The sequence below is a fragment of the Methylobacterium sp. CM6257 genome, assembly GCF_054611515.1.
Genome location: NZ_CM137735.1, coordinates 848950 through 872265 on the forward strand (window position 1 = coordinate 848950; position 23316 = coordinate 872265).

Consider the following 23316-nt stretch of genomic DNA (forward strand, 5'->3'; position numbering starts at 1 on the left):
CGCAGGTCGAGGACGAGCTCGAAGTGACGACGTGTGAAACAGCTTTCTAATTCATGTCCCGACTTGGCCTGCGAAATCCCAGTGGAAAATTGTTGAGTATCCGCCAGAGTTCGTAGCCGACCGAAACTGTCTCCATCCTGATCCAGCCGCGCACTTTGGCGCCCAGCGGGATGAATTCGGCGTCGGGCCATGCAGGCTTGCCGGGATCCTGCTCGATCAGCACTCGGAACAGGCCGCTCGGTTGCGCGGAGGGGTCGACCGCGCGCACGCGCCCATCGAACATGCCGTGGGCCACCGAGGGCCATCCGCTGAACTGAATGGCTGGCCAGCCTTCGAAGGCAAGGCGCACGGGCTGGCCGGGCCGGATCAAGGCGACGTCGCGTCCGTCGACCATGAGTTCCACCACGCGGGCCGGTGCGTGTGGCGCCAGGGTGGCCAGGGTAACCCCCGCGTTCACCAGTGTGCCGCCGGCCGCCGCATTGATGTGCAGGATCCGGCCGTCTCGCGGGGCGCGTACCAGCTGCGCCGATTGGCGATTTACGGTCACTTCGAGCCGGCTGAGTTTGGCCTTGGCCTCGGCCAACCGCGCACCCCGCTCCGCCACGCGGATCTGCGCCGCCTCGAAGTTACGCCGCGTCACGAAGCCCTTCTCGGCGGCCTCACGGATCTGGCTGACCTGACCTTCCGCAACCCTCACGGCCTGCTCGGCCGCCGCGATTTCGGCCTCGATCTGCTCGCGCTCGGCGGCGAGCCGCTGCAGCAGGAACGGGTCGTTGTCGACGAGGCGCGCGATCGGATCTGAAGCGCGGACCCGTTGGCCATCTTCGACATACCATTGCTCCACCCGGCCCTGCACCAGGGCCGTGACCGCCTGCACGCGATCGGCGGGGTTCGGGGCCATGACGCGGCCCGTGCCGGCCGAGGTCTGCACCCAGGGCACGTAGAGGAGGATCAGGACCGCGAGGCAGGTCCCGATGCCGAGCATCCAGGCGAGGGCAACAGCTGCCCGAGGGGGGCGGATCAACGTTAGCGTCGGGAAGTGATGCAGGTGTTCAGGCCGCGACAGCATGCGCCGTTTCCCGCAGCGTGGCTTGGTCAAGCCGGCCCTCGTGACCAGTGGCGCGCACTTGCTCATCCGGGCCGGGCCTGAGGCGTCCATCATGGATCGACTGTGTGGGATGCTGCGTGAGATGCAGCACCGTCGTGCCCGCCTCCCGCAACCGCGCCAGCGCCGCCGCGACTCGATCCGGGGGCAGCAGATCGTAGAGCGTCGACAGGACGACGAGCTTCGGCGGATTCAAAAGGGCGGCGGCGAGCTTGAGAGCCATGGACTCGCCCGTCGTGAGCGGCCAGCCGGACGGCGACAGCAGCGTGTCGAGCCCGAGGCGCAGGTGCAGGACACGCTCGGACAGTCCGACGCGCTCAAGACTATCGTGGATCGCCGCCGCGTTCCGGCCAGCGGCCATCGACAGGTAGGCGCGGATCGTCATCTCGGGGAGCGTCGGCCGGTCCAGAACGAGGATCTCGGAGCGCAGGCTGTCCGGATCGAACGCGGCGATGTCGGCTCCGCCGATCATCACCAATCCCTGCCGCGGCCGATGGTCCTGTCTGAGCAGAGCGGCGATCGTCCGCTCGATCTCCCCGTCTGCGGTCGCAGCCAGCAGCTCACCGCTCTGAATTGCAAAGTCGAACCGGCAGCCTTCGGCCTCGACGTCACGCAGGTGCAGAGATCCATCAGCCAAGACTGTGCCAGTCTGTCCCTCCCGGTCCTCCTGTTCGATCTCGTCAAAGAGCGCCAACTCGTGGAGCGCCGCGACCAGCCCATAGAAGCTCGCCGCCTGCGAGCCCAGTTGCGAGATGCCGTAGAGCGATCCGGACAGGACGAGTTCGGCCGCCACGAGCTGCCCGAGCGACAGCTGGCCCTGCAGGATCAGCCATCCGCCCAACGCGAGCAGGGCGGCGCTGGCAACGGCGTAAACCAGGAGAAACCCGATGGCCTGCGCGAAGGTCTGGCGGAAGTGGCGGCGATGCGCCCGCACATAGGCCGTTGTCATCGTCTCGGAACGGCCCATCGCAAAGGCGAGGTGAGGGCCGCTCTTGTAAAAGCCGTTCGAGCGGCCGACGCTCTCGAGCCAGCGTGCCGTCTCGTGCTTCGCTTGGCTCAGCGCCGCGGCCGACCGGAGCGCCGGTCCTGCCCAGAGGAGCCAGATCCCGAGCAGCAGAGAGGCGACCACGAGATTGAAGGCGAGAAAGAAGGGGTGATACAAGCTCGTCAGAACAAGGCCGATCCCGGATTGCAGAAGGATTGCAAATCCGCCAATCAGGAGATGCGGGACGGCCTTCTGAACCGTCACGAGATCGAAGAAGCGGTTGAACAGAGCGTTGCGCTCGGCATCGTCGAACTGCGGATCCTTCGCGTGGACGGCGCGCACGGAGATGTCCGCGACGAACCTGGCGAACACGCGCCGTTCGAATGGGGCCATCACGTAGATGCGGGCCGCGCTGAGGGCGGCTACGACAAGCAGCAGCCCGAGCAATAGCCCTGACAGGACGAACAAGGGCGCTGGCAGGGCTGTATTCGCCACCGAATTGATCAGGAGCTGAACTGAAACCGGCGCGGCGAGACCCAGGAGCGCGACGGCACCTCCATAGACGATCGCCAGCCAGACAAAACCCGCCTCGGGCTTCAGGAGACGCGCGATGAGCCTGCAGGCTTCCACGACAGTCAAGGGCGTATGTCTGATCGCATCCATCGATCAAGAACTTTCCAAAGCAGGTCAGTTTCCAAAGCAGGTCAGACTTGTGCGTGCGGCGTCACTGCGTCGACCGGATGCGGTGCGTCGCCCGCAAGACACGGGTCGATTGTCGCATTCCGGCCCTCAGGATCGCGCCGCGGATCGGAGCCCCCGAGGCGCCCTCCGGGGCGAGGACCGGGCGAGCGGTCCGCCATGACCCGATGGCGCGGCGGACCGATATGTTGCCAGCCCTCACATGAGAGCGGCTGGCTATCGGGTCGAGGAAACTCGCCCTGTTCAGCAGCGGTAGCCGCCCGCCGTCTGTCCGTATTGTTGCACCGGAAAGTGCTGCTGATCAGCATTGCCCTCCTGGGCCGAGCTTCTCCGGCAGCCACCGACGGAAAGCCTCGGGGCTTCCGGCAAATCGATCGCGCCGGTCGAAAGCCCATCCCAGGTCGTCTGGGGCAAGGGCCACATTTGAGATCCAACCCTGTAGTCGGCGACGGCAGCGGAGATCGGTGCGATCGCGCAGAGGGCAGTCGCAAGCGCCACACGGGCTGTCTTCAGCAAAGTCTTCATGGTTCGTCTCCACTCAGGATCACGGTCATATCGACCTGTTCGCGGATGAGACGGGCCTGTACGTCAACAATTGGCCGACGTTCTCGCCTCATCCACGCAGATGATCTGGAGGCAAGCCGGCTGCCGAACAACGCCAGAGAGCCAATGATGATCATTGCAAAAATAAATGGACATAGAGTTCGCGTCCGACGGGACGCATCTTAATCCCGTTGACCCACAGTGCGGTTCTGCAGGAGTGTGCGTTTCATCACGCGGCAACGTCGACGCGGACAATGAGTCAGCAGGAATGCTGCATGGGTACTTGCGCGGCGCCCTGAGAGATTTGATGTCAAGGCCATGCCGGGTCCGCCGCTTCCGTTCGACCTCGATCTGCTGCGCACGTTCGTCGCGATCGTCGACAACGGCAGCTTCACGCGTGCCGCGCAACGACTGGGTCTGACGCAGTCGACCGTATCGCTGCAGATCAAGCGCCTGGAAGACGGCCTCACTCGCCGCTTGTTCGACCGGGACGGGCGGGAGTTGAAGCTGACGCCTGAGGGCGACATCCTGCTCACCTATGCGCGGCAGATCCTACGGCTCGGAGCCGCGGCGCTCTCGCGCCTGGGCGAGTCGGATCTGTCGGGCGTCGTCAGGCTTGGAACGCCCGAGGATTTTGCGACTACGCACCTGTCGGAGGTGCTGGCGTGTTTTGCAAGGACCCATCCGCAGGTCGCGCTTCAGGTGCATTGCGACTTTACCGTCAACCTCCTCGATGATTTCGCGAAGGGCCGCTACGACCTGATCTTGTTCAAGCGCGAGCCACAGGGGCCGAGCGGCGGGACCAAGGTCTGGCGGGAGGTGCTCGATTGGGTCGCGTCACCGCGCCTCGTCACGGAAACCGGGAGCCCGATCCTCCTCATCCTCGCGCCGGCCCCCGATGTGTATCGCAAGCGCGCGCTGTCAGCTCTCGACGCTGCCGGACGCGACTGGCGCGTCGTCTATACCAGCCCCAGTTTGGCCGGACTTCAGGCCGCCGTCCAAGCTGGGCTCGGGGTGACGGTTCTGCCGACGGAGATGATCCCAGCGGACATGATCTCGGTGTCTGCCCGGCTTCAGCTTCCGAAGCTGCCCGATACGGAGATCGTCCTCTACCGAGCTCCTGGCCATGTCTCGCCGGCTGCCGAGTTGCTGTCTTCGACGATCATCGCCGCCCTGGAGCAGCGTGTCGCGGTTCCAGAGGCCGTCGCCTTGTGACGGCGTTGGGGGCGGGCATCCGCGCTGGAAAGCTGACCGCGCCCACCGCATCGTCGTCAGCCGGCTCCCTCGTCGGGGATGTTCAGGAGGTTGCCGCAGGCCTTGCAGTGCACCGCGTCCGGCTCGTCGCGTTGCAGCCCGCAGGCGGTGCAGGGCAAGCGCACCTTGTACGGCCGGAACACCACCTGCGCGAGGCGGAAGAACAGCGTCACGCCGCAGATCATCACGACGACCGAGAGCAGCCGGCCCGTCGGTCCCGGGAGGGTGAGTCGCCGTAGCCCGTGGTCGTCAGCGACGTGACGGTGAAGTATATAGAGCGTCAATGGGCGACTGAATGGCCGGATTGGTGTTGTGCTGCGTGGCGTAGACGATGCCCGTCATCGTGAAGACGAATACCACCAAGTCGGTCGCGGCCAGGATCGCGTCCTCGTTCCGGCGAAACAAGTCGCTGTCCGGGGCTGCGTGTCTGCGACGAACGGCTCCCACGATGCGCAATGCGCGCTGCGGGTTCTCGCGAGCCGACGGCAATTTCGAGGAGCGTGGCTGCCATGGATAACCCGTCACACTACTCGGCCGTCGAGCGTCTGCGCGATGGCCGGACACTGGAAATCCGCGCGCTGCTACCGGATGATCGGGACGGGGTGTTGGCTGCCGTCGAGCACACGAGTCCGCAGTCGCTCTACCGCCGCTTTTTCGGCGCCAAGCGCCATTTCACCGATAAGGAGATCGCGTTCTTCCTCAACGTCGACTTCACGAGCCACGTGGCTTTGGTCGCCGTAGCAGAAGAAGCCGGCGAGCGCGTGATCGTCGGCGGCGCTCGTTACGTCGTGGCCCAGCCCGGCCAAGCCGAGGTGGCGTTCACCGTGATCGACCGGTACCAGGGCCAAGGCATCGGCGCCGCTCTGATGCGGCACCTCGTTGGCATCGCCCGGAAGAGCGGACTGACCGAGCTGACCGCAGAGGTGCTGCCGGACAACGCGCCCATGCTGACGCTGTTCGAGCGGTGCGGACTGCCCGTGAACATGCGGCGCGAAGCCGGAGCCGTCCACGTAGCTCTTCAGCTCACTTGAGTGCGCGTTCCCGCCATGCGTCGCCCCTTGTTCGCGGAGAGGGGGCGGCAGCGCCATCTTCGTGATTATCCAAGCTTCCGAGCGGCCGCGTTGATGGATCTGTCCGTCACCGCAGGCGCGTTCCCGCCCGTCGTGCAAGACGGCGCACGCTCGTCAGAACCTTCGGACTATGCTTCAGCAGGGAAAAAGGTGCGTGCATAGGTGCGCCGAGGCAGAATTGATTGCCGCGCTTTAGCCGGTGTTCGATCATGATTGGGCGGGGGCTGGAGATGCTGGTTCAATTGGTTGTCGGTGCAGGTGCGAGCGTCTGCTGCATCACGACCCACTCGTTCATGATGGCCGTGGTCCTGAAGGTGGCCCGCTCGCCGACCGACCTTCGCGGGTAAAGCAGCGTTTCGCTGGCGAGGACCATGTCGTCAACGGCGTGTGTCCTGATGGCGGCACACACTCTGGAGGTCATGATCTGGGCTGCCATATACAGGACTGTCGGCGTCGCCCCCGCCGAATCCGACTTCCTATACTTTGCCTTCGTGAATTATACGGCGCTAGGCTACGGCGATATCATCCCGGCGGAGCCGTGGCGTCTCCTTGATCTGGTCGCCGCCATGAATGGCATCCTGCTGTTCGGCTGATCGACAGCCGTCATCTTCGAGATCCTCCGGCGAACCCTGATCCGCATGGACGAAGTAGCGCATTAAGACCGCCGCCTGCGAGCCGGCCTAAACTCGATCCGTTACTCACTCAAGGAAGGTGGCCAAGACTAGGTGCCGACCGAAGCTGGGCGGCGCCTTGTGTGGGAATCGTCGAAGCACTGGTAGAATCCTTCCCCGTGCCCACGCGGAACGCGGAGGAGCGCACATGAAGGCCTTCAGTTCGACGACGAGTGCCTCCTGGAGAGGCGCGCCAACGGAGTTTCGGCTCGACGTCGTGGCAGGGCTCACAGCCGCGGCCGTCGTCCTGCCCAAGGCGATGGCCTTCGCCACCGTAGCTGGCCTGCCGGTGGCGGTTGGCCTCTATACCGCCTTCATTCCCTCGATTATCTACGGACTTTTGGGCTCGTCCCGCGTCCTCAGCGTCAGCTCGACGACAACACTGGCCATCCTGACGGGGGCAGAACTCGGCAGCGTGGCACCTGACGGTGATCCGGCGAAGCTGGCCGTCGCAACGGCGACGCTGACGGCCCTCATCGGGGTTCTGCTCCTCGCGGCCAGGCTGCTGAAGCTCGGCTTCGTCGCCAGCTTCATCTCCGCGCCGGTGTTGACGGGCTTCAAGGCCGGCATTGGAGCCGTCATCCTGCTGGACCAAGCACCTAAACTTCTCGGGCTTCATGTCGCGAAACAATCCTTTCTCGCAGACTTGGCGAGCCTCATTCAGCACATGCCTGAAACCTCCTTGCCGACGCTGGCTGTCGCGGGAGCCACACTGGCCGTGCTCGTCGGGATGGAATGGCTCAAGCCGCACTCGCCGGCCCCTCTGGTCACCGTGGCGGCCGCCATCGCTGCCTCGTGGTTGCTGGGCTTGAGCGCCGCGGGGGTATCCACCGTCGGAATGATCCCGCAGGGCCTCCCCTCCCTGACCCTGCCCGACCCAGCGCTCGCCCAAGCACTTCTTCCGGGCGCGATGGGCATCGCCCTGATGAGCTTCACGGAAAGCATCGCGGCGGGGCGGGCCTTCGTGGGCCCGGACGATCCGCCGCTCAATGCCAATCGCGATCTGGTCGCGACGGGATTGGCGAACCTGGGGGGAGCCTTGCTCGGGGCCATGCCGGCTGGCGGCGGAACCTCACAAACCGGGGTCGTGCGAGCCGCGGGCGGCCGGACCCAGGCGGCCTCGTTCGTGACGGCCGCCGCCGCCCTCTCCACGATGCTGTTTCTGGCCCCGATCCTCGGCCTCTTGCCGCAGGCGACCTTGGCGGCAGTCGTCATCGTCTACTCAGCCAGCCTCATCCAGCCGGCGGAGTTCCGGGCCATTTACAAGGTGCGGCGCATGGAGTTCCGCTGGGCGGTTGTGGCGGCCCTCGGCGTACTCGTCTTCGGAACGCTCCAAGGCATCGTCGTGGCCATCGTCCTCTCGCTCGGCGGGCTCGCCCTCCAGACTGCCCATCCGCGGGTCTCGATCATCGTCCGCAAGCGCGGGGCCGACGTCCTGCGTCCTCTATCGCCGGAGCACCCCGACGATGAAACGTTCGAGGGCCTTCTGATCCTGCGACCCGAGGGCCGCCTTTATTTCGCCAACGCGCAGAACGTGGCCGACCGCATCCGCGCGCTGATCGCCGAATGTGAGCCGCGCATCGTGGCCCTGGACCTCAGCCGTGTGCCTGATATCGAGTATTCGGCGCTTCAGATGCTGCAGAACGGCGCGCGGCGGACCGACGTGACGGTCTGGCTCGTGGGCCTCAATCCTGGCGTCCTCGACATGGTGCGGCGCGCCGGCCTGGATCAGGAACTCGGTCGGGACCGCATGCTATTCAACGCGCGGGCCGCCATCGAGCGGTACAAAGAACTCTATGCGCATTCGGCGCCTGAATAGGATGTTCACGTTCTATGGGCTGACCCCGCAAGCCAAGCATGAAGTCGAGCTCATGAGGTGAGCGAAAATGCGGTGAACCTGCGGGGCCGGCATCGCGGAGGAGAAATCTCTATTGAGCCGCGCCGGCCGAATGGGATGCGGCGTCGGCATTTTGGTACAAGGGCCCTACCGCGTAGCCTTGGGGCCGTACGCCGTTTCGATGCCGGAGGTCGGTATCGGCTTCATCCCGGACGTAGGCTCCACCAGCCTGCTGGGGACTCAGACGTGCTTTCGCCTCTCGATCAGGGTCTGGAACTTTTCGTACTCTGCTGGATCGACACGGTATGAGTGGTCGTCGTCGGGGAAGGCCGCTGCTTTCACCTCTTCAACATACTTGCGAATGCCCGTGACGGCGACTTCGGTGAGGTTTGCGTAGCGCTTGGTGAACTTTGGCTTGAAGTCCGTGAACACGCCAAGCAGATCGTAGGCGAGCAGAATTTGGCCATCGCAACCCGCACCGGCGCCGATGCCGATGGTTGGGATCGTCAGCTGCTCGGAGATCAGTTTGGCAATCGGCGCCGGGACGGCCTCGAACTCCAGCATGAAGCAGCCGGCGTCCTCGATAGCGAGGGCGTCCTCCAAGATCTTCATCGCAGCCTCGGCGGTGCGGCCCTGGATCTTGAAGCCGCCGAAGTTGGCAATGGTATGGGGCGTCAGCCCAATGTGCGAGGCTGTTGGGATACCGGCGTCGACGAGCGCCTTGAGGACGTGAGCCTGGCTCTTGCCGCCCTGCGGCTTCACCGCATCGCAGAGCGCGTCCTGCATGAATCGCGTGGCGTTCGTGAGGGCCCGGTCGACGGTGTTGTAGCTCTGGTAGGGCATGCAGCCGAGCACAAAGGTGTCCGGCGCACCCCGCCGCACTGCGCCTGCATGGAGGATCATCATGTCCATCGTCGCAGGTATGGTGCTGGCATGACCGTGGGCGACCATGGCGAGACTGTCGCCGACGACGGCAACGTCGACTCCCGCCATCTCCGCCCACCGAGCGGAGGTGTAGTCCGGTACGGACATGTAGACGAACTTTTCGCCCGTCTGCTTGGCGGCGCGGATATCGAGGATTGTCCGTTTGCCAGCCTTTTTGGACGGCTCATTCGGAGATGTCTCCGTTGTCGCACTCATGTCCGCCCCTCCAGGATTGTTCATTGGTCGAGGCGGCTGAGCCCGGCCGCCGACTTTATTCGTGCTCGCCTAGCGCAAGCGCTGCAGGACGCGGTCGATGTCGGCCGTCGTCATCTCCCATTCGTTCTGAAAGTTGGCAACGACGCGACGCATGAATTGCGGTTGAAGGCGTTCCGCCTCGGCCGTGTCGCCGAGGTGGTCGACCAGCATCGCGTAGGCGAGCTGCGAGGGCTCGGGCCCTTCGTAGCTCCACTCGAAGCCGTTGCGCGAGTAGCGCTTGGCGTCCGTCCTTTCCGGAAGCGGCTTGCCATCGACCGTGACGACGATCCCGTCGATGGTCCGGTCTCCTGCATAGACCTTGTTCACGACCGCGCCTCCCTCACCTGATGGCGCGGCGTGCGGCCGTCGGAGCGGGAACGCATCACCTCGGGGAAGATCCAGAGGCTGACGACCATGAACGGGCCGAGGAAGGCCACGGCCCATTGCGGGCCGACCTGACCGATGTAGCCCATGTAGAACCACCCCGCGAGCGCGGCCAAGGCGACAGCGACGGACAAGCCGAACTTGATGGGAAACGGCATCGGATTCCTCCCGGATCGGTGGTTGTTCTTACAGGGTGAAGACGGAGCTGACCTGCTGGAGCAGGCCGAGCGAGCCGCCGAGCCCGGCCAGCACGATGGCGAGCCCGGCCAGCCCGTCACGCCAGCGCTGGGGCCAGACGTTGAACAGTCCCGGGGCGAACAGGACGGCCAGCCCGCTCACGATGACGAGGCTCGTCCAACGCAGGTTGGCGGCACCGTAGGCCAAGCCACCGCCGACCAGTGCCAGCAGAAGCACGACGTTGGCCGTCAGCAGCAGCAGGCCAAGTGGCCGGCCTTTCAGGTCGGGTCGGGTTTCAAGCGGAAACATGCCTGTGAGGACATAGAAGCCGACGCTGGCGACGCCGGAAAAGAGGGCGAACCACGAGAGAGCGGCTACGTTCGGTTCGATCATGTTCATGGAAAACCTTTCCGCGTTTTGGGGCGGCGCCTCGTCGGCGCCGCACGTCGCGTGTGGCGGGGGCTTACTCGGCCGGCTGCATTGCGCCGGGCTCGGCGGCTCCGGGCGTGCGCGAGGTCTTGCGCATGTCGGTCTTCACGTGGCGCGTGTCGTAACCGTTGAAGAGCGTGCCGAGCAGGCCACGGTTGAGGTCCGAGGTACCGAACAGCCAGTCCATAATCGGGAAGGTAAGGTTCATGTTGCGCTCCATCATGATCGACTGGTCGTGATGGGCCGTGTGGTGCCGGCGGTTCGTGTTGATGAACGGCATGTTTCGGACAAACCAGTTGTCCTCGACGTGGCAGCAGAAGTGCATGAATTCGTAGATCATGTAGATGCTGGTCGTCGTGGTGATGAACAGCCAACCGACGTTCGGCGTGAACACATTGCCGAGCACGATGGCGCCCGGGATCGACATCAGCGTGAAGGTTGCCAGGGCGTAGGGCGGAAAGAACGTCACCCGGTAATCGCGATGGTCGGCGAAGCGCATCTCGTGATCGGTGAAGAACTGGTGGTGCTGGAGCGTGTGCCGATTGTAGACGGCGCGGCCGATCGGATTGCTCTGCGGCCGATGCATTACGTAGCGATGCAGCCACCACTCGAAGAAGTTGCAGAACAAGAACACGACCGGCACCGTGGCGAGTTCCGCCCATGTCGGAGTCTTGATGTTGGAGATGTAGATGTACAGCGCCGTCAGACCGATGGTGTAGATGATCGCGATGTGCAGAAAGCCGTTATACCAGCCTGCGACGCGCTGCCGATAGTTGGCTCGATAGTTTCTCTGTCGCTCGCTCATCTTGGTGATCGCGAGTTCCATTGCGCATCTCCTCTGTTCCATGATTCCTGGGATGGCCGAAGTGACTGATTCCGCGAAGGTTTTCAGTAAGAGGCCGTCGCCAGGATAGTGTTCGACGGAAGGGCCGACCTGGTGGCGAGCGCCTGTTCAGGGCGCGACCGCACCATGGCCACGGGTCGGACGGGGACCGAGAGCTTGCTCGCACTACATCCACCGCATCCCCGGCAGGCAGAGCGACGCTGACTGTCATCCGCGCGGCGAGCCGTCTGGCACATCGCGCCCTCCCTTGTTGGTTCGCAGCAAAATATCAGTGATATATCAGCTGTCAACAGTACTGTGCGGTCTTTGTTGAACGGGCGGGGAGACAAGCGGCTTGCGCCCCCGCCGGTATGGTCAGTGTGAGATCGCTTCGAGCGACTTGCCCTTGGTCTCGATGCCGAGGATGCCGACGCTCGCGGCGGCGATGACGAACGACCCGGCACCCAGGGCGAACACGCCGCCGTGGCCGAGCGTCGGCAGGATGAGCCCGATAACGTAGGGGCCGATCAGCGAGCCCACTCGGCCGACGGCCGAGGCGCAGCCGGCTCCCGTTGCGCGTGCACGGGTGGGATAGAGCTCGGGGGTGTAGGCGTAGAGCACCGACCACATCCCGAACAGGAAGAACTGCATCATCAGCCCATACGCGATCAGCCAGGCGAACGAGGGCGAGTGGCCATAGAGGTAAGCCGCCACGGCGCTGCCCAGCAGCATCAGCACGGCCGTCGGTTTGCGACCCCAGCGCTCGACAAGGATGGCCGAGGCTATGAAGCCCGGCACACCCGCGAGCGAGATCAGGATTGTGTAGGTCACGGACTTGGCGACGCTGTAGCCCGCATCCTGCAGCAGGGCTCCGAGCCAGGTGGTGAGCCCGTAAAAGCCGAGGAGGGCGAAGAACCACGTCAGCCAGATCATGACGGTGCGGCTGGCGTAGCCCGCACTCCAGAGTTCAAGAAAGGAGAAGCGACGCTCGCCCTGGACCTGCTCGGGCAGGATTTTCGGCTCGGACAGCGAGCGGCCGTCGAGGCGCGCGGTCACCTTCGTCTCTATGGTCGCCATTACGCGGTCGGCCTCATCGTACCGGCCGCGGTCCGCGAGCCAGCGCGGTGACTCCGGCACAAGGAAGCGGATCACGAACAGGAACAGGGCCGGCAACGCCTGGGCCAGGAACACCGCTCGCCAGTCGAAGTAGCTCAGCAGGACGTAGCTGAGGCAGCCCGCCGCGATGAAGCCGAGAGGCCAGAAGCCTTCCATGATCGCGAGGTAGCGGCCGCGCTTGGCTGTCGGCAGAAACTCGGAGACGATGGCCAGGGCGACGGGAAACTCCATGCCCATGCCGAAGCCGAGGAGCAGGCGGGCGTAGCCGAGCATTGTCGCGTCCGGCGCGTAGGCGCACCACGCGCTGCCAAGGCCCCAGAACACCATGCTGATCTGGAAGACGAGCTTCCGGCCGAAGCGGTCGGCGAGCATCCCGGAGATCGCGGCGCCGGCGAACATGCCGATGAAGCTCATGCTCGACAGGAGCCCGGCCTGGGCCGTTGACAGGCCAAACTCTGTCTTGATCGAACCGAGAAGGAAGGTGAGCGAGCCGAGGTCGATTGAGTCGAAGAACCAGGCCGTCGCGATGATGAGAAAGATATTGCGCTGGAACCGTGTCATCGGCAGCCGCTCAAGCCGAGCCGCGATCGCTGCGCTCGACCCGGCCGCGACGCGGACGGGGATCTCGGTCGTGCCCCGTTCCGGCAGCACATCGCCGACGGGTATCGCAATTTGCCCTACCATTCCTTGCCTCCCTGCGTCTTTAGTATGCGCCGGGTGTTCTTGCAGGATATTTCTAATCAGCGCAAGATATATCAGCCGTATGCCCCTTGCGCAGGGAGCCGCGCGGCACCATGCAGCCTTGCAGCGGCTGGTGAGCGGACCGATCAGGACAAGGGGGTGTCGTCCATGAACTTCGTGACCGGAAAGACGACGTCCGTCCGTGCCGCGGAGCGTGGTGGGAAAAGGGCGAGGGAGGCCGTAAAAGGGGCGCTCGACGGGCCGGCTGGCGACGATGACCTACCCGACCTGACGCTCACGGACAGAGCCTACCAACAGTTGGAGGAGATGATCACGACACTTGTGCTCCCGCCCGGCATGGTGCTGGGCGAGCAGAACCTGGTTCAGCGTCTGGGGATCGGCCGTACCCCCATCCGAGAGGCTCTGCAGCGCCTCGCCCGCGACGGTCTCGTCGTGGTCATGCCGAGGCGTGGCATTCTCGTCTCCGACATCAATGTGCGCACTCAGCTGCGCCTCCTAGAGACCCGACGTGTCTTGGAGCGCCTGATCGCGCGCCTCGCCGCGGAGCGGTCCACGAAGGAGGAGCGCGAGGTCTTCGCGGGCCTCGCGCAGGACATGCGCGACGCGGCCGCAGCGTCGGACGACCTGGCGTTCATGCGTCTGGATCGTCAGTTTAACGAGCTAATCGCAACGGCCTCGCGCAACGAGTTCGCTGTGCGCTCGCTGGAGAGCATGGCGGGCTTGTCGCGGCGATTCTGGTATCAGCATTACAAGCAAGCGGCCGATCTCCCGCTGACCGCCAATCTCCACGCTGACGTTTGCGAGGCGGTCGCTCGACGCGACGTCGAGGCCGCCGGTGCCGCATCGGACAAGCTCGTCGATTACATCGAGAGCTTCGCTCGCAAGACCCTGGATGTCTAATCCGCATCGGCTTGAAAGAGCTGAGTGGAAAATAACGCTGTGCGTGTCGTTTGCGTTGAGGTGCCGGAGATCTCGATCGTCGGCTCGGGATATTAGCACTTCCCTGATGAGCGACCTGCGCCATGGCTGTGAAGAGCTTCGTGCTTCATATCCGCTTCGGAGTTAACGGTAGAATCGGCGGAACGACAGTGAGGGGCGCAAAGCTGCCGATTGAGTTTGGCGTTGAGCAGAAGTTTGTCTCGACGCCTGGGAGCGGACGTTCAGTTTGGGCAGGACGCCTGCTAAGTGTCGGCCAATCTCACACATTGTCGCGGGCTAAAGGACCGCGTCTATCGCCACCCGCAGACGCTCTGGGCCGCGCAGAGTCGCCGGGCGCCGGTAGGGCGGAGGATCCTCGATCAACCGCGGAGCCTTCAGGCGGCGGGCGAGCGCAGTGAGCGCGGCTTCCGCCTCAAACCGGCCCAAGGGAGCGCCGACGCAGTAGTGCACCCCCCCGCCGAAGCCGAGGTGGCGGGTGCCGATGCGATCCGGATCAAACCTGTCCGGATCCGGGAAAGCGACCGGGTCGCGATTGCCGGCGGCGAGCATCAGGACGAGAGCTTCGCCCTCGGGGATTGTGGTGCCGGCGATGTCGATGGCGCTCAGCGTCTTGCGGGTGACGAGTTGCACAGGGGGATCGTACCGCATCACCTCCTCGACGACGCGCGGGGCACGGCCCGGGTCGGCGCGCAGGCACTCCAACTCGTCCGGGTGGCGCAGAAGGGCCAGCCAAGCGTTGCCGATCAGGTTGACCGCGGTCTCATGGCCGGCAACGAGGATCAGGATCGCCGTCGAGATCAAGTCGAGGTCGCCCATCCGGTAGCCGTCGGGAGTGGCTTGGTTGGCTAGCCCTGAGAGTAGGTCGTCACGCGGCTGGCGACGCTTCTCAGCCACAAGATCGACGAGGTAGTCCGAGATGGCATCGAAGGACCGAGCGTTCTCGATGCGCGTCTCTTCGCTAACTGCAACACCGGGCTCGACCGCCGTGGCGAGCTGGCTTGACCAGTCGTGAAACCTGGCCTCGTCCCCCTCCGGCACGCCGAACAACTCGCAGATCACTGCCACCGGCAGAGGATAGGCGAGGTCGGCCACGACATCGATCTCCCGCGAGCCTATCTTGCGGTCGAGCATCTCCCCAACCAGCCGTTCTGAACGAGCGCGCAGCGCGTGCACGCGCTCAGGGGTGAACTGGTGAACGGTGGCGGCACGCAGGAGGTCGTGCGCGGGCGGGTCGCGGAACAGGAATGGCTGATGACGGTCGGTGATCCGGTTCTTGATCGGGTTGACGAGGTAGTCGCTGATCGGGTTTCCGGTGGACGGGCGCTTCGTCGGCGGCTGGGTCTCAACGCTGAGGCGGGAGTCGTTCTGCAGGCGCATGATGGCGTCGTGGCTCGCTGCCACCCACACGCCGTGTTGTTCGCCGCCCGGAGACCCATCCTCCTGACCCACGTCGTCCTGGCGCGAGACTGGGGTCTGCCGCAGGCGGGCGTACAGCGGGTACGGGTCGGAGCGGTTGGAGAAATCCTTGATCTGGCTGAGGAGGGTTGCATCGGGCATGGTGGATCTGCTGCCTAAGCGTCAGGGTAAGCTGGGAGCGAGGATGGCGGTTGCCCTCGATCGGTCGGTAGCCGGATCCTCGTGCGGGAAGGGCCTGGCTGCTGAATTTCCCTCGGCGTAGGCCGGCAGCCAGCGCCCACAATTGGCGACCAGAAAGTCGGCCAGGGCCGGGCGCGGGTGCCGGTGGCGATCTGCAGGCGGTCGTAGGGCAGCGCCGTGCCGTCCGCGCGGTGAACCACCCGGGCTGCGCGATCGAGGCGCACAGCCGGGCTGCCGAGGTGCCAAACGACGTTTTCATCGAGGCTGCTCGGCAGGGTGGCGGCGACTGGAGCGATCTCGCCGGCCGGGACGTGCTTCCAGAGTGGCGGCCAGTCGTAGGGACGATAAGGCTCGGCGCCGACGATCGTGAGCGAGCTCGAGAAGCCTGTCTGGCGCATCGCTTCTGTCCCGCGCAGGGCTGCGAGGCCCGCACCGATCACAGCCGCACGGCTGGGCTGGCCATGAGCCACCTCATGGGCTCGATTACCAGGCCGCTCATCGGGACGCCGAGCGTTTCCACATCCGTTGCGATCATGGGAAGCAAGCCGAGAGACGGTTCCCAACTACAACCGGTGGCCGAGTAGGGCTCCCACTGCCACCGCGGCGAGGCGGACTCACCCGGGGGCACGGGCATGCTCGGGGATAGCCAGGGCTCAGTCGCCGCTGCCAGAACGCTTGTCAGCACAGCGAACCAGCAGGTCCGTGAGTGGCTACGGCAGGAGCTCACCGCTCCAAGCTGGAAAGATAGCGGATCACATCCTCTACTTGGTCCGGGTCAAGCTGGAACTCTGGCATGCTCGGATGGCCCGTCCGAATACCCTCGGCCAGCGCCTCGGCGAGGTCGGTGACGGGATAGCGCGTGTGCAGATCACGGAAGCGGGGCGCTTCTGCCAGCGGGCTCTCGCCCGTGCGGCCGACCGCGTGGCAGCGGGCACAATGGGTCTGCACGAAGATGCGCCCTCGCTGGACATGGGGATCCTCGGCCGCCTCGGCAGTCCCTGTGCACAGGGTCAGGATTGTGAAGAGTCCCGCTCCAGCCAGGGCGGAGGTGGAAACGCGCATACAGGCCTCCTGCAGATTGATAGGATGCGGCCAAGTTCTCTGAATCCTCACGGAGGGACAAGCCTCAGCCGACCAGGGTGATGATCATCCCGACGGCGGCGAGCGCCATGACCAAGGTGGCAAGCCAGCCCAGCCCCTTCAGCCAGCCCGTCACCGCGAAGGGGCCCATCACATCGGTCCGCGCGGCGAGACGCATCATCACGGCCATCACCGGCACCGCCACGACGCCGTTCAGAACCGCGCTCCAGAAGAGCGCCTGAACCGGATCGACGTTCGGCATGAGACTGATCAGCATACCGACAAGGGTCGCGAGCCCCACCACGCCGTAGAAGGCCTTGGCCTCCTGCACCCGGCGCGAGAAGCCGACCGGCCAACGCCGCGCCTCGCCGACTGCATAGGCGGATGAGCCGGCGAGCACTGGCACGGCAAGCAACCCGACGCCGATCACGCCCAGCGCGAAGACCGCCTCGGCGCACCGCCCCGCCACCGGCCGCAGGGCCGCAGCTGCCTCTGCGGAGGTATGGATGTTCAGAGTGCCGTGCGCATGGAGCGCTGCCGCCCCAGTGCCCAGGATCGCGAGCGCCACAAGGTTCGACATCCCCATCCCGGTCAGGGTGTCGATCTCGATCCGGCGCAAGGCCGGAGGGCCCTGTTCAGGCGCATGGAGGAGATCGCGCCGCTGCGGATGGACGTGCAGGTCCTCAGCCTCTTCCGAGGATTGCCAGAAGAACAGGTAGGGGCTGATCGTGGTGCCGAAGATCGCTACGACCGTGGTGATCTCCTCCTGGCTGAAGCTAACCTGCGGCACAAAGATGCCGAACGCGAAGGCAGGCCAGTCCACCTGCATCATCGCCAGTGCGGCGAAGTAGGCGAAGAGCGCGAGCGTCAGCCACTTCAGCACGGCGACATAGCGCGCGTAGGCGAGGAGAACCTGCAGGAACACGCAGATGCCTGCAAAGAGCAGCACCAGCAGCCAGCGCGGTGACCCGGGCAGGAGCAACGTCACAGCGTCCGCCATGGCGCCCAGATCCGCCCCCAGATTGACCGTGTTGGCGATCAGCAGCAGCACGACAACGAGCTGCAAGAGTCCGTTCGGAGCGTGGCGTTGCAGCACTCCGGCGATGCCGTGCCCGGTGGTGCGGCCGATCCGGGCCGAGATCATCTGCACCGCCACCATCAGCGGAAAGCTGTAGAGAAGCGTCCAGCCGAGACGGTAGCCGAAGGCGGCGCCGGCCTGCGCGTAGGTGGCAATGCCGCTCGGATCATCGTCCGAGGCCCCGGTGATCAGCCCGGGGCCGAGGACGCGCAGGAGGCGCGGCTTGGAGGGACCTATGACGGGACTCGGGATCTCGGGATCGTCGTCTCGCAGCGCTTCCTGCATCGTATCCCCTTGCACCGTTGATCTGCCGCGGCGTCTGAACCGTGACAATAACGGGCGTTCGCGTCCGGCTTGAGCGAGTCCCCCGCGAAGCGTTGGATGAGGTCGGCGCACGGTCGCCCGTGGAGATGCGCGGCTGCGCAAGAAGCGGCGGGCGAACCGGGCAGAAGAGGTGCAGCTCAGAATGGGTCCGCGTTCATCGCAGTCAAACGTGCTAACCCGCGAACATCATTGAGTGTGGATAGTCGTCGATGGCTGAGATGCGTACCACTCCGCCGCTTGGTCGATCTCCTCCGGGGTCATCTTTCGGGCGATGTTGCGCATCTGCTGGCTGATGTCGTTGCGACGCGCACCTGAGGCAAACGCCTGAAGCTGAGACTTCACGTAGGCTGCAGGCTGCCCCTCCAGCCACGGACTCCCCGTCTTATTGTCGAGAACGCCGTGGCAGGAGCCGCACGGCGCGATATTCCGCAACGGTGCGCCGTTGATGACGATACGCGGGGCAGGCTTATCGCTGTCTGGGTGGTACCCGGGCAGCCGGGGCAGGTACGCGTAGTACGCTGCGAGATCAGCCATGTCCTGATTGGACAAGTTCACCGCGAACGGCGTCATCGTCGCGTTGACCCGTACGCCCGCTTTGAAGTCGGCCAACTGCTTGTAGACCACGGACGCGTACTGGCCGGCGAGGTTGGGCGAGTCGGCCCGGCTCACCCCGGTCGGCCCATGGCAGATCGCGCATTGCTGGGCGAGTGTCGCGCCGCGTCCGACCGCCTCCGGGTCCGCAGCACTCGGCAGCGCCGAGGTGACCACCACCTTCGTGAGCTTGGCGTCTGGCTGAACCGGAGACGTCGACGAGGGCGCCTGCGGCACGCCCGCAGCGCTGCAGATCGCGTCCCAGACGCCGGCGAGCTTGAGGTCCGGCTGGGCATAAGGGAGCAGCACGAAGCCACCGAGCGCTGTCCCGGCAAGCAGGGCAACGGTGATGGCGACCGGACCGGTGAACCAAGGATTCCTCGGGGAGAGGAGGCCATCGTCGCTCATGGGTTTGCCCCCACGTATACAGCCGGTACCGACGTATCCTTGCGCAACGCGAGTTGCGCGATGGGGTAGCCGTAGTTGGTGACCGTGAGGCCGACCATGAGCGCGAGCCACAAGGCGTAGCTGTTGAGCGCGGGCACGGACAGCGGCGGGTGGAGGGCGACGGCGAACCGGTAAACCCCGGCCTCCTCGCGCGGCGCGCGCTGACCTCGGATCAGCACGAGGATGAACAGGGCGCCCGACGCGACCAGGATGAAGCCGCCGATGGCCGAGAGTGTCACCGAAAAGGCCTGCGTGGCGACGGCTGGATCACTGTAATCGAAGTAGGCCATGCGACGGGGCATGCCGAGGATCCCCACCCAGTGCCAGGGGAACGTGGTCACGATCATGCCGATAAACCACAGCCAGAGCTGCGTGCGCATCAGGCGCAGGTCTGTGAGCGCGCGGCCGGTGAGGTGTGGCCACAGGTCGTAGGCGATTGCGAAGTACATGATGACGATCGCGCCACCGAAGATGAGGTGGAAGTGACCGGTGATCCACTGCGTGTTGTGGATCGACGTATCCAGCTGGTAGCTCATGTTGATGAGGCCGCCGGCACCGCCGAAGCCGAGCATCACGAACGAGAACGCCACCGCGAGCATGATCGGGTTCGACCACGGCAGGACCCTGATCCAGCCGAACGGCCCACGACCGCCGCGCAGCCGGGCGGCAATCTCCACCGAGGCGCAGATGGTGAAGACCGTCAGCAGGGTCGGCAAGGCTACGAGCGCCGTGAAGGCCGAGTGGATGAACTTGAAGCCCGCACCGACTTGCGGGTCGGTGAAGGTATGATGCATGCCGATGGGCATCGCCACCACCAGGAACAGGATGAACGAGATCCTGGCCATGGTGTCGCTGTAGATCCGGCCGCCGATCGCCCGCGGCACGATGGTGTAGTAGGCGATGTAGGTCGGCATCAGCCAGAAGTAGACGATGGCGTGCAGCGTCCAAGAGAAGAAAACCCGCGCCAATCCCGCGTCGATGGTCGATTTCAGGCCAAAGGCGACCGGCAGGATCTGCAGGAGCAGTTCGAGCGCGGCACCCACCGCCGTCCAGCCCCACAGGTAGGAGCCGGCCACGTTGGCGAACATCGGCAGCGGCACCGGCGTGTCAGGGTTCGCCCTCTTCCACGTGTGAAGGTTCACCGACATCAGGGCAACCCAGATCCAGGAGCCAACAACCACGAGCACCACGCCGAGGTAGTAGAAGGGGCTGCCGATCAGGGGCGGGTAGAAGGTGTAGAGCACGGAGGCCCGGCCGAGCGAGACCGGGATCATCGCGGTGACCGCACCGACCACCACCAGCCAGTACCCCGCCCAGGCCCAGCGCAGTCCGACGAGGCGCTGCTTCAGCGAGACTTCGCTGATGGCGTAGCCGAATCCCATGGCCACCAGCGTCGGAAACACGTAGCCCATGACGGTGCCGTGTGCCGTCAACGAGCGGTAGTACCACTCGGGGTTGCTGATCCAGGTATGCAGCGGGCTGCGGATGAACATCTGCCAGGCCCCGAGCAGCAGGGCGAGACCGAAGAGCGCGAAGGCTAGCCAGAAGTGTGCGAGGACGAGCCTCCTGTTACTCAACACAGGTGACCCTCCCTTTGGCCGAGGTCATGTTCAGGAACGCGGGCTTGTCGACCACCTTGACCTTGGCCCACATGCCCTCGTGCCCCACGCCGCAGAACTCCTGGCACGGCATCAGGTACTCGCCCGGCTTGCTGAACTTGGCCGGAATCTCCGAGACGTAGCCAGGCACCAGCATGGTGTTGACGTTGGTGTTCTGGATCAGGAAGCCGTGCACGACGTCCGGGCTCGTTGCGCGGAACACCACAGGCGTGTCGGTGGGCACCACCATGCATTGGGGCGTGAAGCTGTATTGCTGACCGACGGCCCGCACCGTCACCGAGCCGTCCGGCTCGACCGCGCTGCCCAGGTTGCTCTCGACGAACTCGCCGTCCAGGTGGAGGGTCTGGGGCTTGATCGTCTCGACGCGGGCCTGGGGCATCGTCGCCTGATGGATGCCGGCGAAGGCCGCCAGCCCCGCCAGAAGGACGATGATGGCGATGGACAAGATTGCCCATCGGCGCTCGACCCGCTCGGCAACGCGAGCGCCTTCGTCGACGTGGTCGTAAGTTGCCATGGGCGCTCCGGGTCAGCTCCCGCGCGGCAGGAAGACGAACAGGTAGAAGGCGAACCAGCACGCCACCACGATGGCCGTGGCGATGGCCGCAAGCGTCACGGCGCCCGATGGGCCGGCCCGCACGGCGGCGGCCACCTCGTGGTGCTCGGTCTCCTCATCGCGGTGCTGCGGCGGGGGCGAATTCAGCATGGCCTCAGTCCAGGGGGGCGGAGCGGAGCTGATTGGCCTCCTGGGCGGTGACGGCCGCGCCGCGGTTGCCCCAGGTGGTCCGGATGTAGGTGACCACGGCCGCGACCTCGTTGTCCGAGAGCGACTGGGCGAAGGGCGGCATGCCGAAGGGGCGCGGATTGCCCTGTGTGCCTGGAGGATAGCCGCCGTTCAGCACCATGCGGATCGCGTTCACGGCCGACGACATCTGGATGGATTGGTTGTCGGCCAGCGGCGGGTATGCCGGTGGCTTGCCCTGTCCCTGCGCACCGTGGCAGCTCGCACAATGGGCGTCGTAGACGGTCTTGCCGAGCGAGAGCAGCAGGCTGCTCTCAGCGGTTGGCACGGTCGACGTGACTGGCGGTGGCACCTCCTGGCCGAGGCTCTTGAGGTAGACCGCCATGGCCCGGGTATCCTCGGGCGTGAGGTACTGGAGACTGTTGTAGGTGACCTCCGCCATCGGCCCGTAGACGGCACCGCGCCGCGAGACGCCGGTGCGCAGCAGGTCGGAGATCTCCTCGATGCTCCAGTCGCCGACCCCGGCCTCGCGGTTGGAGGTGAGCGAGGGCGCGTACCAGTTCTGCATCGGGATGAGCCCGCCCTGGAAGGCCTGGGACTCCGAATTGCCACCCAGCGCATTGATCGGCGTGTGGCACATCCCGCAATGCCCCAGACCCTCGACCAAGTAGGCGCCCCTGTTCCACTCCGCCGACTGCTTCGGGTCGGGCTTGAACTCGCCTTCGCGGAAGAACAGCGTGCGCCAGCCCAGGATGAGCTGGCGATTGTTGTATGGAAACCTGAGGTCGTGCGGTCGGTTCGGCTGCTTCACCGGTGCGACCGACATCAGGTAGGCGTAGATCGCGTCGCTGTCGGCCCGGGTCACCTTCGTGTACGAGCCAAAGGGCATAGCCGGGTAGAGCAGCCCGCCGTCGGGCGAGCGGCCCGTATGCATCATCTGGTAGAACTGATCGGCCGTCCACTTGCCGATGCCCGTCTCCGGATCGGGTGTGATGTTGGAGGTGAAGAGCGTACCGAAGGGGGTCGCCATGGACCTGCCGCCGGCGAAGGGCTTGCCTTCGGGCGCAGTGTGACAGGCGATGCAATCGCCGGCCCGCGCCAGATACTCGCCCTGTGCAAGCACGCCGGCGTCGGGACGGGCGGCCGGTGCCGTTTGGGCTTCGGCGGCGGTGCCCAGGAACGAGGCGAGCAGGGCCGGGAGAGCCCTGCGGACGAGGCTGGCCACGGCGTTCCTCCTCACTGGGGCTGACTCCCGCACGCGAAGGGAAGCGCGTAGGTCCCCTTCGGAACGGACCGGCGCTCCTCCGGCGCGGGTCGCGAGGAGAGCCATGCGGTGACGGCCGCGACATCCGCCTCGGTGAGGTGTCCCGCGACGACCTGCATGCAATCCGGCGACAGGGCGGTCCGCGTGCCGTATCGCCAAGCGCCGAGCTGCGCGCTGATGTAGCTTGGCTTGAGCCCGAGGAGACCGGGAATACCCGGCTCCATACCGGTCAGATTGGGACCGTGACAGCTGGTGCAGGCCGGGATGTTACGCGCGGCGTCACCCTGGGTGACCAGCTTCCTTCCTGTTGCCAGCACCTCTTCCCCGACGGCTGGTACGGCCGGAGGCGGGAGGGGTGGGTTCAAGCTGGCCAAGTACTCGGCCATATCCTGGAGGTAGGCCTCTGGCAGGTACGCCAGAAGGTAGTTCATGGGCGGGTAGTGCCGACGGCCGTTCCGGAATGCCACGAGCTGATTGAAGAGGTAGCCTGCGGGCTTGCCTGCGAGACGCGGAAAATAAGGGTCGCGCGTTCCCTCGCCTTGCGCACCGTGGCAGGGAGCACAGGCCAGCACGCGCTCGGCCATCGTATCCGGGGGAGATGCCGGAGATTCACCGTGCGCCGGCTCAAGAACCGAGGCCGCGAGCACGGACGCAACAGCAACGCC

The 23316-nt window shown here is 65.3% G+C and carries 24 protein-coding genes and 2 pseudogenes; 6 read left to right on the forward strand and 20 right to left on the reverse strand.

Going from position 1 to position 23316, the window contains the following annotated elements; all coding sequences use genetic code 11:
* Nucleotides 1–46: 46 nt before the first annotated feature.
* The 3 genes from ACYCO6_RS04035 to ACYCO6_RS04045 form a co-directional block, all read right to left on the reverse strand.
* On the reverse strand, nt 47–931 hold the full coding sequence (locus tag ACYCO6_RS04035) for an efflux RND transporter periplasmic adaptor subunit (RefSeq protein ID WP_459769519.1): 885 nt from the start codon (nt 929–931) through the stop codon (nt 47–49).
* A 121-nt stretch (nt 932–1052) separates the two neighbouring features.
* Nucleotides 1053–2753, reverse strand: a complete 1701-nt coding sequence (locus ACYCO6_RS04040) for an ATP-binding cassette domain-containing protein (RefSeq protein WP_459769521.1) — start codon at nt 2751–2753, stop codon at nt 1053–1055.
* 279 nt (nt 2754–3032) lie between these two features.
* The gene (locus ACYCO6_RS04045) at nt 3033–3314 is read right to left on the reverse strand and encodes a hypothetical protein (RefSeq protein ID WP_459769523.1); all 282 of its coding nucleotides are present in this window, start codon (nt 3312–3314) and stop codon (nt 3033–3035) included.
* Nucleotides 3315–3650: 336 nt separating this feature from the next.
* Between ACYCO6_RS04045 and ACYCO6_RS04050 the strand changes: the two genes are divergently transcribed.
* Nucleotides 3651–4547, forward strand: a complete 897-nt coding sequence (locus ACYCO6_RS04050) for a LysR substrate-binding domain-containing protein (RefSeq protein WP_459769525.1) — start codon at nt 3651–3653, stop codon at nt 4545–4547.
* Nucleotides 4548–4603: 56 nt separating this feature from the next.
* Here the strand turns inward: ACYCO6_RS04050 and ACYCO6_RS04055 are convergent.
* Nucleotides 4604–5000, reverse strand: a pseudogene (locus ACYCO6_RS04055) (potassium channel family protein); the annotation flags it as partial.
* 95 nt (nt 5001–5095) lie between these two features.
* On the opposite strand from ACYCO6_RS04055, the gene ACYCO6_RS04060 reads away from it, so the two are divergent.
* The 4 genes and pseudogenes from ACYCO6_RS04060 to ACYCO6_RS04075 all read left to right on the forward strand — a co-directional run.
* The gene (locus ACYCO6_RS04060) at nt 5096–5617 is read left to right on the forward strand and encodes an N-acetyltransferase family protein (protein WP_459769527.1); all 522 of its coding nucleotides are present in this window, start codon (nt 5096–5098) and stop codon (nt 5615–5617) included.
* Nucleotides 5618–6051: 434 nt separating this feature from the next.
* A complete protein-coding gene (locus ACYCO6_RS04065; RefSeq protein ID WP_459769529.1) occupies nt 6052–6249 on the forward strand; it encodes an ion channel in 198 nt (65 codons plus the stop codon).
* Nucleotides 6250–6475: 226 nt separating this feature from the next.
* Nucleotides 6476–8146 (forward strand): SulP family inorganic anion transporter, encoded by a 1671-nt coding sequence (locus tag ACYCO6_RS04070; RefSeq protein ID WP_459769531.1) that lies wholly within the window; start codon nt 6476–6478, stop codon nt 8144–8146.
* Nucleotides 8147–8276: 130 nt separating this feature from the next.
* Nucleotides 8277–8387 (forward strand): annotated as a pseudogene (locus tag ACYCO6_RS04075) (enoyl-CoA hydratase/isomerase family protein); the annotation flags it as partial.
* 17 nt (nt 8388–8404) lie between these two features.
* Here ACYCO6_RS04075 and panB read toward each other — a convergent pair.
* The 6 genes from panB to ACYCO6_RS04105 all read right to left on the reverse strand — a co-directional run bounded on the left by panB (nt 8405) and on the right by ACYCO6_RS04105 (nt 12956).
* Complete coding sequence (gene panB, locus ACYCO6_RS04080) at nt 8405–9304, reverse strand: 3-methyl-2-oxobutanoate hydroxymethyltransferase (protein WP_459769532.1); 900 nt, start codon at nt 9302–9304, stop codon at nt 8405–8407.
* Between the two features lie 69 nt (nt 9305–9373).
* Nucleotides 9374–9670 carry a DUF6166 domain-containing protein gene (locus ACYCO6_RS04085; protein ID WP_459769534.1) on the reverse strand — a complete coding sequence of 99 codons (297 nt, stop codon included), beginning with the start codon at nt 9668–9670 and terminating at the stop codon, nt 9374–9376.
* The gene (locus ACYCO6_RS04090) at nt 9667–9885 is read right to left on the reverse strand and encodes a hypothetical protein (protein WP_459769536.1); all 219 of its coding nucleotides are present in this window, start codon (nt 9883–9885) and stop codon (nt 9667–9669) included. Before ACYCO6_RS04090 ends, ACYCO6_RS04085 begins: the two co-directional genes overlap by 4 nt.
* Before the next feature lie 28 nt (nt 9886–9913).
* Entirely contained in the window at nt 9914–10303 is a 390-nt protein-coding gene (locus tag ACYCO6_RS04095) for a hypothetical protein (protein ID WP_459769538.1), read from the reverse strand.
* Nucleotides 10304–10367: 64 nt separating this feature from the next.
* The gene (locus ACYCO6_RS04100) at nt 10368–11159 is read right to left on the reverse strand and encodes a sterol desaturase family protein (RefSeq protein WP_459769540.1); all 792 of its coding nucleotides are present in this window, start codon (nt 11157–11159) and stop codon (nt 10368–10370) included.
* A 372-nt stretch (nt 11160–11531) separates the two neighbouring features.
* Nucleotides 11532–12956, reverse strand: a complete 1425-nt coding sequence (locus tag ACYCO6_RS04105) for an MFS transporter (protein ID WP_459769542.1) — start codon at nt 12954–12956, stop codon at nt 11532–11534.
* 165 nt (nt 12957–13121) lie between these two features.
* Here ACYCO6_RS04105 and ACYCO6_RS04110 point away from each other — a divergent pair, with 165 nt between their 5' ends.
* Nucleotides 13122–13874, forward strand: coding sequence for a GntR family transcriptional regulator (locus ACYCO6_RS04110; RefSeq protein ID WP_459769544.1), 753 nt, complete (start codon nt 13122–13124; stop codon nt 13872–13874).
* Nucleotides 13875–14189: 315 nt separating this feature from the next.
* Here the strand turns inward: ACYCO6_RS04110 and ACYCO6_RS04115 are convergent, their stop codons facing one another.
* The 10 genes from ACYCO6_RS04115 to ACYCO6_RS04160 form a co-directional block, all read right to left on the reverse strand.
* Entirely contained in the window at nt 14190–15470 is a 1281-nt protein-coding gene (locus ACYCO6_RS04115; protein WP_459769545.1) for a cytochrome P450, read from the reverse strand.
* A 14-nt stretch (nt 15471–15484) separates the two neighbouring features.
* On the reverse strand, nt 15485–15979 hold the full coding sequence (locus tag ACYCO6_RS04120; protein ID WP_459769547.1) for an FAD-dependent oxidoreductase: 495 nt from the start codon (nt 15977–15979) through the stop codon (nt 15485–15487).
* Nucleotides 15980–16232: 253 nt separating this feature from the next.
* Nucleotides 16233–16571 carry a c-type cytochrome gene (locus ACYCO6_RS04125; protein ID WP_459769549.1) on the reverse strand — a complete coding sequence of 113 codons (339 nt, stop codon included), beginning with the start codon at nt 16569–16571 and terminating at the stop codon, nt 16233–16235.
* A gap of 64 nt (nt 16572–16635) precedes the next feature.
* Nucleotides 16636–17952 carry an NRAMP family divalent metal transporter gene (locus ACYCO6_RS04130; RefSeq protein WP_459769551.1) on the reverse strand — a complete coding sequence of 439 codons (1317 nt, stop codon included), beginning with the start codon at nt 17950–17952 and terminating at the stop codon, nt 16636–16638.
* Nucleotides 17953–18177: 225 nt separating this feature from the next.
* Nucleotides 18178–18990, reverse strand: coding sequence for a c-type cytochrome (locus tag ACYCO6_RS04135; protein ID WP_459769553.1), 813 nt, complete (start codon nt 18988–18990; stop codon nt 18178–18180).
* Nucleotides 18987–20609, reverse strand: a complete 1623-nt coding sequence (locus tag ACYCO6_RS04140; RefSeq protein WP_459769556.1) for a b(o/a)3-type cytochrome-c oxidase subunit 1 — start codon at nt 20607–20609, stop codon at nt 18987–18989. The genes ACYCO6_RS04135 and ACYCO6_RS04140 overlap by 4 nt, the downstream gene beginning before the upstream one ends.
* On the reverse strand, nt 20599–21162 hold the full coding sequence (locus tag ACYCO6_RS04145) for a cupredoxin domain-containing protein (RefSeq protein ID WP_459769559.1): 564 nt from the start codon (nt 21160–21162) through the stop codon (nt 20599–20601). Before ACYCO6_RS04145 ends, ACYCO6_RS04140 begins: the two co-directional genes overlap by 11 nt.
* Before the next feature lie 12 nt (nt 21163–21174).
* Nucleotides 21175–21351 carry a hypothetical protein gene (locus ACYCO6_RS04150; RefSeq protein ID WP_459769561.1) on the reverse strand — a complete coding sequence of 59 codons (177 nt, stop codon included), beginning with the start codon at nt 21349–21351 and terminating at the stop codon, nt 21175–21177.
* Nucleotides 21352–21355: 4 nt separating this feature from the next.
* Nucleotides 21356–22612: a c-type cytochrome gene (locus ACYCO6_RS04155; protein WP_459769563.1), complete on the reverse strand. Its 1257-nt coding sequence runs from the start codon at nt 22610–22612 to the stop codon at nt 21356–21358.
* Nucleotides 22613–22623: 11 nt separating this feature from the next.
* The gene (locus ACYCO6_RS04160; RefSeq protein WP_459773425.1) at nt 22624–23298 is read right to left on the reverse strand and encodes a c-type cytochrome; all 675 of its coding nucleotides are present in this window, start codon (nt 23296–23298) and stop codon (nt 22624–22626) included.
* Between the last annotated feature and the right edge of the window lie 18 nt (nt 23299–23316).

Excerpts from the sequence above, each read along its gene's own strand:
- ACYCO6_RS04040 (WP_459769521.1), bottom strand. The coding sequence starts at position 2,753 with ATGGATGCGATCAGACATACGCCCTTGACTGTCGTGGAAGCCTGCAGG.
- ACYCO6_RS04045 (WP_459769523.1), bottom strand. The coding sequence starts at position 3,314 with ATGAAGACTTTGCTGAAGACAGCCCGTGTGGCGCTTGCGACTGCCCTC.
- ACYCO6_RS04050 (WP_459769525.1), top strand. The coding sequence starts at position 3,651 with ATGCCGGGTCCGCCGCTTCCGTTCGACCTCGATCTGCTGCGCACGTTC.
- ACYCO6_RS04060 (WP_459769527.1), top strand. The coding sequence starts at position 5,096 with ATGGATAACCCGTCACACTACTCGGCCGTCGAGCGTCTGCGCGATGGC.
- ACYCO6_RS04065 (WP_459769529.1), top strand. The coding sequence starts at position 6,052 with ATGGCGGCACACACTCTGGAGGTCATGATCTGGGCTGCCATATACAGG.
- ACYCO6_RS04070 (WP_459769531.1), top strand. The coding sequence starts at position 6,476 with ATGAAGGCCTTCAGTTCGACGACGAGTGCCTCCTGGAGAGGCGCGCCA.
- panB (WP_459769532.1), bottom strand. The coding sequence starts at position 9,304 with ATGAGTGCGACAACGGAGACATCTCCGAATGAGCCGTCCAAAAAGGCT.
- ACYCO6_RS04090 (WP_459769536.1), bottom strand. The coding sequence starts at position 9,885 with ATGCCGTTTCCCATCAAGTTCGGCTTGTCCGTCGCTGTCGCCTTGGCC.
- ACYCO6_RS04095 (WP_459769538.1), bottom strand. The coding sequence starts at position 10,303 with ATGAACATGATCGAACCGAACGTAGCCGCTCTCTCGTGGTTCGCCCTC.
- ACYCO6_RS04100 (WP_459769540.1), bottom strand. The coding sequence starts at position 11,159 with ATGGAACTCGCGATCACCAAGATGAGCGAGCGACAGAGAAACTATCGA.
- ACYCO6_RS04105 (WP_459769542.1), bottom strand. The coding sequence starts at position 12,956 with ATGGTAGGGCAAATTGCGATACCCGTCGGCGATGTGCTGCCGGAACGG.
- ACYCO6_RS04110 (WP_459769544.1), top strand. The coding sequence starts at position 13,122 with ATGAACTTCGTGACCGGAAAGACGACGTCCGTCCGTGCCGCGGAGCGT.
- ACYCO6_RS04115 (WP_459769545.1), bottom strand. The coding sequence starts at position 15,470 with ATGCCCGATGCAACCCTCCTCAGCCAGATCAAGGATTTCTCCAACCGC.
- ACYCO6_RS04125 (WP_459769549.1), bottom strand. The coding sequence starts at position 16,571 with ATGCGCGTTTCCACCTCCGCCCTGGCTGGAGCGGGACTCTTCACAATC.
- ACYCO6_RS04130 (WP_459769551.1), bottom strand. The coding sequence starts at position 17,952 with ATGCAGGAAGCGCTGCGAGACGACGATCCCGAGATCCCGAGTCCCGTC.
- ACYCO6_RS04135 (WP_459769553.1), bottom strand. The coding sequence starts at position 18,990 with ATGAGCGACGATGGCCTCCTCTCCCCGAGGAATCCTTGGTTCACCGGT.
- ACYCO6_RS04145 (WP_459769559.1), bottom strand. The coding sequence starts at position 21,162 with ATGGCAACTTACGACCACGTCGACGAAGGCGCTCGCGTTGCCGAGCGG.
- ACYCO6_RS04150 (WP_459769561.1), bottom strand. The coding sequence starts at position 21,351 with ATGCTGAATTCGCCCCCGCCGCAGCACCGCGATGAGGAGACCGAGCAC.